The 13,196-nt window shown below is 65.6% G+C and carries 12 protein-coding genes; 7 read left to right on the forward strand and 5 right to left on the reverse strand.

Features of this window, described 5'->3' with window-relative positions:
* The first annotated feature begins 410 nt into the window (after nucleotides 1–410).
* From H536_RS0114170 to H536_RS0114200, 7 genes are all read left to right on the forward strand, one after another.
* Nucleotides 411–1,463: a TRAP transporter substrate-binding protein gene (locus H536_RS0114170; protein WP_244495440.1), complete on the forward strand. Its 1,053-nt coding sequence runs from the start codon at nucleotides 411–413 to the stop codon at nucleotides 1,461–1,463.
* 106 nt (nucleotides 1,464–1,569) lie between these two features.
* The gene (locus tag H536_RS0114175) at nucleotides 1,570–2,229 is read left to right on the forward strand and encodes a TRAP transporter small permease (RefSeq protein ID WP_024351108.1); all 660 of its coding nucleotides are present in this window, start codon (nucleotides 1,570–1,572) and stop codon (nucleotides 2,227–2,229) included.
* Between the two features lie 63 nt (nucleotides 2,230–2,292).
* Nucleotides 2,293–3,570, forward strand: a complete 1,278-nt coding sequence (locus tag H536_RS0114180; protein ID WP_024351109.1) for a TRAP transporter large permease — start codon at nucleotides 2,293–2,295, stop codon at nucleotides 3,568–3,570.
* Between the two features lie 55 nt (nucleotides 3,571–3,625).
* Entirely contained in the window at nucleotides 3,626–4,069 is a 444-nt protein-coding gene (locus H536_RS0114185; RefSeq protein ID WP_024351110.1) for a universal stress protein, read from the forward strand.
* A 79-nt stretch (nucleotides 4,070–4,148) separates the two neighbouring features.
* The gene (locus H536_RS0114190) at nucleotides 4,149–4,643 is read left to right on the forward strand and encodes an Lrp/AsnC family transcriptional regulator (protein ID WP_024351111.1); all 495 of its coding nucleotides are present in this window, start codon (nucleotides 4,149–4,151) and stop codon (nucleotides 4,641–4,643) included.
* 127 nt (nucleotides 4,644–4,770) lie between these two features.
* Nucleotides 4,771–6,258: an NAD-dependent succinate-semialdehyde dehydrogenase gene (locus tag H536_RS0114195; protein ID WP_024351112.1), complete on the forward strand. Its 1,488-nt coding sequence runs from the start codon at nucleotides 4,771–4,773 to the stop codon at nucleotides 6,256–6,258.
* A gap of 61 nt (nucleotides 6,259–6,319) precedes the next feature.
* The gene (locus H536_RS0114200; protein WP_024351113.1) at nucleotides 6,320–7,702 is read left to right on the forward strand and encodes an aspartate aminotransferase family protein; all 1,383 of its coding nucleotides are present in this window, start codon (nucleotides 6,320–6,322) and stop codon (nucleotides 7,700–7,702) included.
* Nucleotides 7,703–7,786: 84 nt separating this feature from the next.
* Here H536_RS0114200 and H536_RS0114205 read toward each other — a convergent pair whose 3' ends face one another.
* The 5 genes from H536_RS0114205 to H536_RS0114225 all read right to left on the reverse strand — a co-directional run bounded on the left by H536_RS0114205 (nucleotide 7,787) and on the right by H536_RS0114225 (nucleotide 13,117).
* Nucleotides 7,787–8,563: an ABC transporter ATP-binding protein gene (locus H536_RS0114205; protein ID WP_024351114.1), complete on the reverse strand. Its 777-nt coding sequence runs from the start codon at nucleotides 8,561–8,563 to the stop codon at nucleotides 7,787–7,789.
* The gene (locus H536_RS0114210) at nucleotides 8,560–9,315 is read right to left on the reverse strand and encodes an ABC transporter ATP-binding protein (RefSeq protein ID WP_024351115.1); all 756 of its coding nucleotides are present in this window, start codon (nucleotides 9,313–9,315) and stop codon (nucleotides 8,560–8,562) included. The genes H536_RS0114205 and H536_RS0114210 overlap by 4 nt, the downstream gene beginning before the upstream one ends.
* A gap of 11 nt (nucleotides 9,316–9,326) precedes the next feature.
* Nucleotides 9,327–10,460 carry a branched-chain amino acid ABC transporter permease gene (locus H536_RS0114215; protein WP_035695048.1) on the reverse strand — a complete coding sequence of 378 codons (1,134 nt, stop codon included), beginning with the start codon at nucleotides 10,458–10,460 and terminating at the stop codon, nucleotides 9,327–9,329.
* A gap of 96 nt (nucleotides 10,461–10,556) precedes the next feature.
* Nucleotides 10,557–11,570: a branched-chain amino acid ABC transporter permease gene (locus H536_RS0114220; protein WP_024351117.1), complete on the reverse strand. Its 1,014-nt coding sequence runs from the start codon at nucleotides 11,568–11,570 to the stop codon at nucleotides 10,557–10,559.
* 188 nt (nucleotides 11,571–11,758) lie between these two features.
* Nucleotides 11,759–13,117 (reverse strand): substrate-binding protein, encoded by a 1,359-nt coding sequence (locus H536_RS0114225; RefSeq protein WP_024351118.1) that lies wholly within the window; start codon nucleotides 13,115–13,117, stop codon nucleotides 11,759–11,761.
* Nucleotides 13,118–13,196: the final 79 nt, after the last annotated feature.

Here is a 13,196-nt window from a genome sequence, read left to right on the forward strand (position 1 = left end):
GGGCATGCCCGGCAATTAGGCGAACCATCCTTTTTCGCTGGCGCCAGAAGTGTATTCTGCTGCCGGCCCGAACGCATTCGGGCGAACGCTCGCTCGACACGGCGCGATAATATTCGGAAGCTGATCTTCGGCGATCCAGAGGATGCGAACGTTGACTGACGGTCGTCGATGTGCAGGCTTGGGCTCCCTTCAAGCAGGAGCCCGGTGCTTCACGACGGTTCGTGCAATCGAACCCTGTGATGAGCAGGCGAAATATCCGAGATCGACTGATCTCGCCGGCGATGATCCTGATTTCCATTGCCGATCGTGCGCCGTCGGCGGATTTTTCGCGGGCTACGCTTTTCCTGCTGATTTCGAATGCTATGGTTTGTTGACCTCCTGTCGTCGAACCGAGAAACGGAGATCGTTGAATGACCAATCCGATGAAGACGCGCCGCCGCAATCTGGTGGCCAAGACCTTGGCAGCCACGACCGCGCTGACCCTTCTGGCCGGCCCGGCTTTCGCCGCCGAGTGGAAATACGCCATCGAGGAAGCGCTGGAAGAGGTTCAGGGCGTCTACGCCACGAAGTTCAAGGAGCATATCGAGGCGAATTCGGACCACACCGTCGCCATCTTCCCGTTCGGCACCCTCGGCGAGTCCGCCGACACCACCGAGTTGGCCCAGATGGGCGCCATCCAGTTCGTCGATGCCTCGCCGGGCTTCACCGGCAGCCTGATCCCCGAGCTGCAGGTCTTCCTGATGCCCTACGTGCTGCCGGAAGACCCGGACGTGCTGGCGGATTTCTACAAGACGTCGCCGACGATCAACGAGGATCTGGCCGAGCTCTATGAGGCGCAGAGCCTGCACCTGATCGACATGTTCCCGGAAGGCGAGGTCGTGATGACGACCAAGGAGCCGGTGACGTCGCCGGCCGATCTGGAGGGCGTGAAGTTCCGCGTGATGACCACGCCGCTGCTCGTCGAGACCTACAACGCCTTCGGCGCGACGGCGACGCCGCTGCCCTGGGGTGAGACCTTCTCGGGTCTGCAGCTCAACATGATCCAGGGCCAGGAGAACCCGATGTTCTTCGTGGAATCCACGAAGATGTACGAGGTGACCGATCATATCACCTTCACCGGCCACAACACCTTCACCACCGCCGTGGCGGCCAACAAGAGCTTCTATGACGGCCTGTCCGACGAGGACAAGGCGCTCGTCACGGAAGCGGCCGATGCCGCCTACGACTACATCATCGACTACCAGAAGGGTCTCGAGGACGAGGCGCTCGCCAAGATCCAGGAAGCCAAGCCGAGCATGACGGTGACGCGCCTGACCGACGAGCAGCGCGAGCCGTTCCGCAAGGCAGCCGAGCAGGTCCGCGAGAAGTTCGTCGAGATGACGGGCGACAGCGGCAAGGCCGTGCTCGACGGCTTCGAGGCCGACATCAAGGCCTCGCAGGAGCGGGTCGGCAGCGGCGGCTGATCCGACAGGAATCCGGCCGGCGGTGCGTTCGCCGGTCGCCGAAAGCTGCTGCCGCGCTATCATCATGCGCGGCAGCATATGTGTGGCGCCATAGGATGGAACGCCGATGAACCGACCCGACCCGTCGACCGACCCGGACGCCCCCGCCGAAAGTCTGGGTGGCCCGAGGCCCTCCGAGGATTCCTCGACGAACAAGACGGACGCGCCCGAAAGCGGCTTTTCCGGCGTTCTCAAGCCCTTCCAGATTCTCGACCGGTCGATCGCGGTGCTGGAATCCGTCATCCTGACGGCCGGCATCCTGATGATGGCGGTCAATTCGGTCGCCAATGTCATCGGTCGGTTCGCCTTCGGGCGCAGCCTCTATTTCTCGCAGGAACTCAACCAGTTCCTGGTCATCCTGGTGACCTTTGCCGGCATCGGCTTCGCCGCGCGCCATGGCCGCCATATCCGCATGTCGGCGATCTATGACGAGCTGCCCGATCCGGCGCGCCGCGCCCTGATGATCGTGATCGCGCTGGTCACCGCGGCGACCATGTTCATCCTCGCCTGGTTCTCCTGGTTCTACGTCGTCAGCGTCTTCGACACCGGCCGGATTTCGCCGGTGCTACGCCTGCCGATCTACGTGACCCTCGTCTGGCTGCCGATCGGCTTCGTCATCACCGGCATCCAGTACGTGCTGACGGCCCTGGCCAATCTGACCCGGCCGGAAATCTACCTGTCCGTCTCCGTGGTCGATTCCTACGAAGACACCGAAACTCAGATCTGACGCCGCCACCGCCGTCGACCTGCTTAAACATCCGCCGCCGCGCGCTCTGACCAGAGGAAATCCATGGCAACTGCGATGCTTTCGACCATGGTGGTTCTCCTGCTTCTGGGGTTCCCGATGATGGTGCCGCTGCTCATGGCGACACTGGTGGGGTTCTTCTTCTTCCTGCCCATCGGGCCGGAGATCATGGTCCAGCAGATGATCGCCGGCATCCGGCCGGCCGCGCTGGTCGCCGTGCCGATGTTCATCCTGGCCGCGGACATCATCACCAAGGGCCATTCGGCCGACCGGCTGATCGACATGGTGATGCGCTTCGTCGGCCATATGCGCGGTGGTCTGGGCGTCGCGACGGCGATGAGCTGCACCCTGTTCGGCGCCGTCTCCGGCTCGACCCAGGCGACCGTGGTCGCGGTCGGCGGTCCGTTGCGGCCGCGCATGCTGAAGGCCGGCTACAGCGACAGCTTCACCCTGGCGCTGATCATCAATTCCTCCGACATCGCCATGCTGATCCCGCCGTCGATCGCGATGATCATCTACGGTGTCGTGTCCGGTACCTCGATTTCGGAACTGTTCATCGCCGGTGTCGGCCCGGGCCTTCTGATCCTGTTCCTGTTCTCGATCTACGCCGTGATCTACGCACGGATGCACAATCTCGAGACCGAGCCGAAATCCACCTGGCGCGAGCGCGGCCAGGCGATGGTGGCGGCGATCTGGCCGCTCGGCTTCCCGCTGATCGTCGTCGGCGGCATCTATGGCGGCATCTTCAGCCCGACCGAGGCGGCCTCCGTCTGCGTCGGCTATGCGCTGCTTCTGGAGATGGTGATCTTCCGCTCGCTGAAGCTGAGCGACATCTTCGACATCGCCAAGTCGACCGGCCTGATCACCGCGGTGGTGTTCATCCTCGTCGCGGCCGGCGCGGCGTTCTCCTGGGTCATCTCGTTCCAGCAGATCCCGCAGATGCTCCTCGGGGCGATCGGCCTGACCGAAGCCGGGCCGGTCGGCGTGCTGATCGCGATCTCGATCGCCTTCTTCGTCGGCTGCATGTTCGTCGACCCGATCGTGGTCATTCTGGTGCTGGTGCCGATCTTCTCGCCGCTCGTCTCCGGTCTCGGGCTTGACCCGGTGCTGGTCGGCGTGATCATCACGCTGCAGGTTGCGATCGGGTCGGCCACGCCGCCCTTCGGCTGCGATATCTTCACGGCGATCGCGATCTTCAAACGTCCCTATATCGAGGTGATCCGCGGTACGCCGCCGTTCATCTTCATCCTGCTCCTGGTCAGTGCGTTGCTCATCGCATGGCCGCCGCTGGCGTTGTTCCTTCGCGATCTGGCCTTCCGCTAGGCCGCGAAGGGCCGGGGCCTGTCGACACGATCCGAACCGCTCCTGGAGGCGATGCATGTACAAGACGGTCCTCGTGCCCGTGGATGGCTCCCCCATGGCCACGCGCGCCCTCGACGTGGCATCCGAGATGTGCCGGCTCTTTGGCGCGCGCCTGATCACCTTGTGCGTCTATCGGCATCACTCGCCGCTGGAAGCCTCGCTCTCCATGGTCCGGGTCAAGCAGCCGGCCGAGCGACCGGACGATTCCCTCAAGACCTACGCCAGCGAAATCGCCGCGGCCGCCAAGGCCCGGGCGCTCGATTCTGGCGTCGAGGAGGTCACAGCCTATGCCAAGCGCGGCCAGCCCTCGCGCGCCATCGTGACCTTTGCCAAGCAGCATGACTGCGACCTGATCGTGCTCGGCGCCCGCGGTAATGGCGACATCGAGGGCTTTCTCCTCGGTTCGGTGTCCCACAAGGTGGCCTCGCTCGCCCCCCAGCATTGCCTGATCGTACGCTGACACCCGTCACTCGGCGGTGGACGCCGGCCAAACCGGCAGTCTATTGAAGGGGATCGACCTCTTCGGACCAGGACTCGCCATGCCACCGGGCCGCATCAAGCTGGACGACCGCGATATCAAGATCTTGACCATCCTCCAGTCGGAGGGGCGGATTCCGAAGGCGACGCTGGCGGAGCGCGTGAACCTGTCGCCGACGCCCTGCTGGGAGCGGCTGAACCGGCTGGAAGAAGCCGGAATCATCGAGGGCTACGGCGCGATGATCGCCGAGAGCACTTACGGGCCGCTCACCGTTCTCTTCGTGATGATGGAGATCGAGAGCCACCGCACGGAGGATTTCGCGGCCTTCGAGGCGGCGATCCGCGACGTGCCGGAGATCGTCGAGTGCTTCTCGGTGTCCGGCGGCTTCGACTATCTCTGCAAGTTCGTCACCCGCGATCTCGCCAGCTACCAGGCGATCATCGACCGGCTTCTGTCGAACGGCTCCGGGGTCAAGCGCTACTTCAGCTATCCGGTGATGACGTCGATCAAGAAGGCGCCGATCCCCATCCAGATGATCGCCGACTCGGCGCGCTGAGGCGCGGGCGACGAGCCATCGCCGCAAGGGCCCTTCGGCAGGAGAGAATTCGCTTCCCGGGCCGATCTATGGCCGACGTCTCGCCTGCGAACGCGATAGCGTTCTCCTGACGGAACAGGAGAGCGCCATGTCTGCAGCGATACGCCATCTCGACACCCTTCACCCTCTGGCCGCGCTGGACGACGCGACGCTGTTCGTCCAGGCGGCTTTTCTGGGCGGGCGCTGGATCACCAGCGAAACGACCGTCGCCGTCACCGATCCTGCCACCGGCGAGACCCTCGGGTTCATCCCCGCTTTGACCGCGGAAGATACCAGCCGGGCGATCGACGCGGCCGAAGCCGCCCTGCCGGCCTGGCGCGCCCTGCTGCCGCAGGAGCGGGCGCGGATCCTCAAGCGCTGGCATGATCTGATCCTTGCGTCGCGTGAGGATCTGGCGCTCCTGATGACGCTGGAGCAGGGCAAGCCCCTGGCCGAATCCCGCGGCGAGATCGACTATGCCGCGTCCTTCGTCGACTATTATGCCGAGGAGACGCGGCGCATCGCTGTCGAGGGGCTGACCAGCCATCTGCCGAACGCCCAGATGACGCTTTCCCGGGTGCCGCTGGGCGTCGTCGGTCTGGTGACGCCGTGGAACTTCCCGGCGGCCATGCTGACCCGCAAGGCCGCCGCGGCGCTCGCCGCCGGCTGCACGACGGTGGCCCATCCCTCGTCGGAAACCCCGTTCTCGGCGCTGGCGCTGGCGGCGCTGGCCGAACGCGCCGGCATGCCGGCCGGCGTCTTTAACGTCGTCACCGGCAATGCCGCGACGATCGTCGGCCGCCTCTGCGAGGACAGCCGCGTGCGGGCCATGAGCTTTACCGGCTCGACCGAGATCGGCCGGCTGATCGCGGCGCAGGCCGCGCCGACGGTCAAGCGGCTGATCATGGAACTCGGCGGCCACGCGCCGCTGATGATCTTCGCCGACAGCGATCTCGACCGGGCCGTCGACATCGCCATGGACGCCAAGTTCGCCACCTCCGGGCAGGACTGCCTGGCGGCCAACCGCATCTATGTCGAGCGCTCGATCTACGAGCCGTTCCTGGCCGCTTTCAAGGCGCGGATCGAGGCGCTGGCGGTCGGGCCGGGCCTCGATGCCAGCACGGAGATCGGCCCGCTGATGCACGCCCGCGCCATCGCCAAGGTCGAGGCGCAGGTGCACGACGCCGTCGGCCGCGGCGCCCGCTGCCTCGCCGGCGGTGGCCGTGATGCCGCTGGGCCGCTCTTCTACCGGCCGACGCTACTGGCCGATGTGCCGGAGGACGCGCTGATCATGCATGAGGAGACCTTCGGCCCGGTCGCCGCCGTCACCCCCTTCGACGCGGAGGACGAGGTTCTGGCCCGCGCCAACGACACCGAATACGGCCTCGTCGCCTATCTGGTGACGCGTGACGCCGCGCGGATCGCCCGCATGACCGCGACGCTCGAATACGGCATGGTCGCCGTCAACCGGGTCAAGATCACCGGCGCGCCGGTCCCCTTCGGCGGCGTCAAGCAGTCGGGCATCGGCCGGGAAGGGGCCCGCCACGGCCTCGAAGCCTTCACCGACCTCAAATATGTCTGTCAGGACATCGGCTGACCGCCGCTTTCGACAGATCCGCATTCAGTCACGACGCATACAGTCAGGAAAGGAGCAGATAATGCTCGACCGGAACAACGAACTCGCCGCCTTCGACCGCGATCATTTCTTCCACCCGTCGACCCATATGGGCAGCCATGCCCGCGGGGAGACGCCGACCCGGGTGATCGCCGGCGGCAAGGGCGCGACCATCGTCGACACCAACGGCCGTGAAAGCCTCGACGCCTTTGCCGGACTCTATTGCGTCAATGTCGGCTACGGCCAGACCGAGATCGCCGACGCGATCGCGGCGCAGGCGCACAAGCTGCCCTATTACCACGCCTATGTCGGTCACGGCTCCGAGGCGTCGATCCAGCTTGCCAAGATGATCATCGACCGGGCGCCGGACCACATGAGCCGGGTCTATTTCGGCCTGTCGGGATCGGACGCCAACGAGACCAACATCAAGCTGATCTGGTACTACAACAACATCCTCGGCCGGCCCGAGAAGAAGAAGATCATCTCGCGCTGGCGCGGCTATCACGGCTCGGGCGTGATGACCGGCTCGCTCACCGGCCTGAAGCTGTTCCACAACGCCTTCGACCTGCCGCGCGCGCCGATCCTGCACACCGAGGCGCCGTATTATTTCCGCCGCGAAGACCGCTCGATGAGCGAGGAGCAGTTCTCGCAGCATTGCGCCGACAAGCTGGAGGAGATGATCCTCGCCGAGGGGCCGGACACGGTCGCCGCCTTCATCGGCGAGCCGATCCTGGGCACCGGCGGCATTGTCCCGCCGCCGGCCGGCTACTGGGAGAAGATCCAGGCCGTGCTGGCAAAATACGACATCCTGCTGGTCGCCGACGAGGTGGTCACCGGCTTCGGGCGTCTCGGCACGATGTTCGGCTCCGAGCATTACGGCATCAAGCCGGACATCATCACCATCGCCAAGGGCCTGACCTCGGCCTATGCACCGCTGTCGGGCAGCATCATCTCCGACAAGGTCTGGGACGTTCTCGTCCGGGGCTCCGACGAGATGGGCCCGATCGGCCATGGTTGGACCTATTCGGCGCATCCGCTCTGTGCGGCCGCCGGCGTCGCCAATCTCGAACTGATCGACAAGCTCGACCTCGTTGAGAATGCCGGCACCGTCGGCGCGCATTTCCGCAAGGGCCTCGCCGACGCGCTGGCGGGCCACGCCCATGTCGGCGAGGTTCGGGGCGACGGCCTGATGGCCGCGGTGGAGTTTGTCGAGGACAAGGATGACCGCAAGTTCTTCGACCCGTCGCTGAAGGTCGGACCGCAGATCGCGGCGGCACTGCTGGAGCGCGGCGTCATCGGCCGGGCCATGCCGGAAGGCGACATCCTCGGCTTTGCGCCGCCCTTCGTCCTGACCCGCGAAGAGGCCGACATGGTGGTGGAGCGCACCGCCGATGCCGTGGAGGCGGTGACAGCCAAGCTCGGCTGATCCCGCCGGCGTCCGTCGCCCAAAAACCGAAAGCGCCCGGCGTTGCCGCCGGGCGCTTTTTCGTTGTCGGCTTGAGGCGACGGGTCAGACGGCGAGATATTGCAGCCGCATTTCCTTGTCGTCGATGATCTGCTGGGCGGTACCGTCGAAGACGATCTCGCCCATCTCCAGGATGATCGCCCGGTCGGCCAGATGCAGCGCGGCGATGGCGTTCTGCTCGACCAGGATCGTGGTGATGCCGATCTGCTTGATCTCTTCCAGAATGCGCTCGATTTCCTGCACGATGACCGGCGCCAGCCCCTCATAAGGCTCGTCCAGCAGCAGCAGCTTGACATCACGGGCCAGCGCCCGGGCAACGGCCAGCATCTGCTGCTCGCCGCCGGACATGGTGATGCCTTCCTGGGTGCGGCGCTCGGCCAGCCGGGGAAAGTGCTCGTAGATCCGCTCCAGCGACCAGCCGATGGGCGGCTCGATCTGCGCGAGCTTGAGGTTCTCCTCCACCGTCAGGCCGGCGATGATCCGCCGGTCCTCGGGCACCAGCTGCACGCCGAGCCGGGCCGCCTCGTAGCCCTGCATTGTGTGCAGCGGCTGGCCGTCTAGCCAGATTTCGCCATGCTTCAGCTCCGGCGAACCGGCCCGCGCGATGGTGCGCAGCGTCGAGGTCTTGCCGGCGCCGTTGCGGCCGAGCAGGGCGACGATCTCGCCCTCCCGCACCTCGAAGGAGACGCCCTGCACGATGTAGCTCTCGCCGTAATAGGCGTGCAGGTCGCGGGCGGCGAAGAAGGGCTGGCCCTCGGACCGGACGGACTCGGCCCGGGCGCTGCGACCATGCGGCCGGACGGCGTCGATCGTGTCGCTCATAGATGGGCTCCCCCCAGATAGGCTTCCTGCACGCGCGGATCGGCCTTGATCGCCTCCGGCGTGCCTTCGGCGATCACCGTGCCCTGCGCCATCACGCTGACGGTCGAGGCCAGCGAGAACACGACATGCATGTCGTGCTCGATGATGACCTTGGTGATGCCGCGCTTGGCGATCGCCTTGAGGAGATCGACGGTGTTGTTGGTGTCGGCCCGCGACATGCCGGCGGTCGGCTCGTCGAGGAGCAGCAGCTTCGGCCTCTGGACGAGGCACATCGCCAGCTCCAGCCGCCGCTTGTCGCCGCGGGACATGGAATCGACCCGCTGGTGGCGCTGGGCGGCCAGGTTGAGATCCTCGAGGATCTCCTCGGCCTCCTCCAGCACGACACGCCGGTCGTTGGCGCGCCCCCAGAGATTGATCTTGAAGGCGCCGTCCTTGCGGGCGAAAGCCGGGATCATGACGTTTTCCATGACCGTCAGCTCGGCGAAGGTCTCCGGCGTCTGGAACACCCGCGCGATGCCGGCCTGGTTGATCTCGTACGGATTGTGCCCGAGCAGCGGTGCGCCGTTGAACTCGACGGTGCCTTCGTCCGGCACGATCCGCCCGACCAGCGTGTTGAGCAGGGTCGACTTGCCGGCGCCGTTCGGCCCGATGATCGCGTGGACCGTGCCTTCCTTGACCCTGAGATTGACGTCGTCGAGGGCTTTCAGGCCGCCGAAGCGCTTGCTGACGCCGTTGATGGTGAGAATGTCCATGCCGGCTCTTTCTATTCGTGGTTCGCGCGGGCAGCGGCGGTGTCGCCGGTGGACCCGTCAGCCGGTTTGGGCTTGTGGAACAGGGCGCCGATGCGGCGCAGCCCCTCCATGATCCCGCCCGGCAGGAAGATGACGATGACCATGAACAGGAGGCCGAGCGTCAGGTGCCAGCCTTCGCCGACGAAGGGGCTGGTGATCTCGACCGCCAGGTTCTGTGCCCAGCCGGGCAGGAAGTCGAAGCTGCGATAGAGGAAGCCGTCATTGAAGGACGAGAAGATCTGCTCGAGATACTTCATCACGGCCGCGCCAATCACCGGACCGAGCAGCGTGCCGACGCCGCCGAGAATGGTCATCAGCACGACCTCGCCCGACGCCGTCCACTGCATCCGGTCGGCGCCGGCGAGGGGATCGGTGACCGCCAGGAGGCCGCCGGCGAGGCCGGCATACATGCCCGAGATGACGAAGGCGGTGAGCAGATAGGGGCGGGCGGCAAAGCCGGTATAGCCCATGCGGTTCTGGTTCGACTTGATGGCGAACAGCATCATGCCGAAGGTCGAGTTGCGGATCCTGAGCGCCAGGAAGAAGCCGAGGACCAGCAGGATCGCGCAGAAATAGAAGCCCGGATAGCCCTGCAGCTCGATGCCGAAGAAGTTCGGCTTGGGCAGGCCCGCGCCGACTTCGCCCAGCGCCCGGTCGATCAGCCGCGGATCGGAGCGGGAGATCTGCAGTCCGGTTTCGCCGTTGGTGATCGGCGTCAGCACCGAATAGGCGAGGTTGTAGGACATCTGCGCGAAGGCGAGCGTCAGGATCGAGAAGTAGATGCCGGCGCGGCGCAGGCAGACGAAGCCGATGACCAGGGCCAGGAGCCCGGCGACGATGATCGCAAAGGGGATCGCGAAGATCGCGTTCATCGACAGGAGCTTGAACATCCAGACCGCGGCGTAGGACCCGGTGCCCAGGAAGGCCGCATGGCCGAAGGACAGATAGCCCGAGAAGCCGAACAGGATGTTGAAGCCGATCGCGAAGATCCCGAAGATCGCGAATTTCTGCAGGATGTCCGGGTAGCCCGCGCCGATCGGCGCGAGCCAGATCGGCATGGTCAGGACGGCCGCCGCGAAGATCGCGGTGAAGGCGTAGTCGCCCATGGTGGTCGCGAAGAACGGCCGCGAGTCGCGGGTCTTGCGGGTGGTCTCGTGCGGCGTGCCGCCGAGGTCGGTCGAGGTGATGGCGCTGTTCATCGATCAGGCCTCCATGACGCCCTTGCGGCCCATCAGTCCACGCGGGCGGACCAGCAGGACGACGACGGCGACAAGGTAGATGATGATCTGGTCGATGCCCGGCAGGATCGCCTTGATCTCGGTCATCGAGGAGAAGGACTGCAGGATGCCGAGCAGGAAGCCGGCGACCACGGCGCCGCCGAGCGACCCCATGCCGCCGACGACGACGACCACGAAGGACAGCACCAGGAAGTCCATGCCCAGATGGTAGTTGGGTGACAGGATCGGTGTGTACATGACGCCCGCCAGCCCGGCGACGACGGCGGCGAGGCCGAAGACGATCGAGAACTTGCGGCCGATATTGATGCCGAGCAGGCCCACCGTCTCGCGATCCGCCATGCCGGCCCGGACCACCATGCCGAAGGTGGTGAGCTGCAGGAAGGCGAAGACCGCGCCGATGATGGCCAGCGAGAACAGGAAGTAGACGATGCGCCACATCGGATAGCTTAGGCCGGGAATGCCGAACCACTGGCCGATGTCGGCGCTGCCGGCGAAGGCCGGGGGCGCGGTCATCGGGATCGGATTGGCGCCGAAATAGTGCTTGACGATCTCCTGCAGGACGATGGCAAGGCCGAAGGTCACGAGGATCTGCTCGGCATGGCTGCGCTTGTAGAAGAAGCGGATCAGGCCGCGCTCCATCGCCAGGCCGACGAGCAGCATGAAGGGGATCGCGACGAGGATCGACAAGGGGACCGACCAGTCGAGGATCGTGCGGCCGGTGTCGCCGAACCAGATCTCCAGATAGGGGACTTCCTTGTAGGCCTCGAAGAAGGTCACGCTCTCGTCGCGCACGCGCTCGGAGATCGACAGGACCATGGAGAAGGCGACGGCGCAGAAGGCGCCGAGCATGAAGAGGGCGCCGTGGGCGAAATTGACCACCCCGAGCGTACCGAAGATCAGGGTCAGGCCGAGGGCGATGAGCGCATAGGCCCCGCCCTTGTCGAGACCGTTGAGGATCTGAAGAATGATGGCGTCCATGTGCCCCTTGGTCGCTCCTGGCATTGCCGCTTTGAATTGTCGGGGTCGATGCGCGCGGCCCTGGCGAGCGGCAGTTCGATTGCCTCGTGTCGCCGTCGCCCGCTGGGCCGGCGCCTGTCGTCTTGATGTCTGCGATGCTGGACGGTCGCCGGCATGTCTGCCGGCGACCTGATCGGGTCAGGATGCGATCAGCATTCCTTGGCGTCGTAGGGACCGAGCTCGCCGCCGAAGATCGACGCGTCGTAGGTCACGTCGTCGCGCGGCACGACCTTGACGATCTCCATCAGGTCGAACTGGTTGGTCGGCTCCTGCTTGCCGCGCACCACCAGCACGTCCTTGAAGCACTGGTGGTCCTCGGCGCGGTAGAGCGTCGGGCCATTGCCCATGCCGTCGAACTCGAAGCCTTCCAGCGCCTTGATCAGCTCCGGCGGATAGAAGGTGCCGGCGGTCTCGGCGGCGTTGGCGTAGAGCAGCGTCTGGACGTAGCAGGTGTGGGCGGCCTGCGACGGCGGGCTGCCGTATTCCTCGCCGAAGGACTTCGAGAACGCCTTGGTGGCGGCGTTGTCGAGCTTCCAGTCCCAGTTGGCGGTGCCCAGGATGCCCTTCACGGCCTCGCCCGCACCCTGTGCCATCAGCTCGGAGAACAGCGGCACGACGATCTGGAAGTCCTTGCCGTTGACCTGCTTGGAGCGCATGTCGAACTGGGTGACGGCCTGGCGCAGCGAATTGACCATGTCGCCGCCGTAATGGTTCAGGATCAGGACGTCGGCGCCCGAATTCAGGACCGGCGTCAGATACTGCGAGAAGTCGCCGGCGCCGAGCGGGGTGCGAACGGCCTCCACCGTCTCCCAGCCCAGCCCTTCGGTGGCGTTCTTGATCGACTCTTCCTGGGTCCAGCCCCAGGTGTAGTCGGCGGTCAGATGGTAGGCGCGGCGGTCCTTGCCATATTCCTCGGCGAGGATCGGGCCGAGCGCCTGGCCGGACATGTAGGCGTTGAAGAAGTGGCGGAAGCCGTAGCGCCGCTTGTCCTTGCCGGTGGTGTCGTTGGAGTGGGTCAGGCCGGCCATGAACATCACGCCCATGTCCTGGCAGAGCGACTGCACCGCAACGGCGACGCCCGAGGACGAGCCGCCGGAGATCATGATCGCCTTGTCGGCCTCGATCATGCGCTTGGCCGAGGCGCGGGCCGCGTCGGACTTGGTCTGGGTGTCGCCGGTCACGAACGCGACCTTCTTGCCCAGGATGCCGTTGCCCTTGAGGTTGGACGGCTGCATCGTCGACAACATGCCGCCGTCGCCTTCGCCGTTCAGGTGCTTGACCGCCAGCTGGAAGGCGCGCAGCTCGTCGGCGCCTTCATCCGCATACGGACCGGACTGCGGCACGTTGAAGCCGAGCGTCACGGTGCCACCGGACGGGTTGTTGCAGAATGCCTGATCCTGCGCCCAGGCCCCGCGCGTGAAGACATGCGGCATGGCGAGACCGGCCGTGATGCCGGCGCCGGTCGTCAGCAGTCGACGACGGGTCCATCCGTCCTTGTAAAATGCCATTGGTCACCTCCCGATTATCCCATTCCGGCCGTAGCGGCAGACAGCACGACATGTCGATCGTCCGCCCCAGATCCCGCCG

Source organism: Aurantimonas coralicida DSM 14790 (assembly GCF_000421645.1).
Classification (GTDB): Bacteria; Pseudomonadota; Alphaproteobacteria; order Rhizobiales; family Rhizobiaceae; genus Aurantimonas; species Aurantimonas coralicida.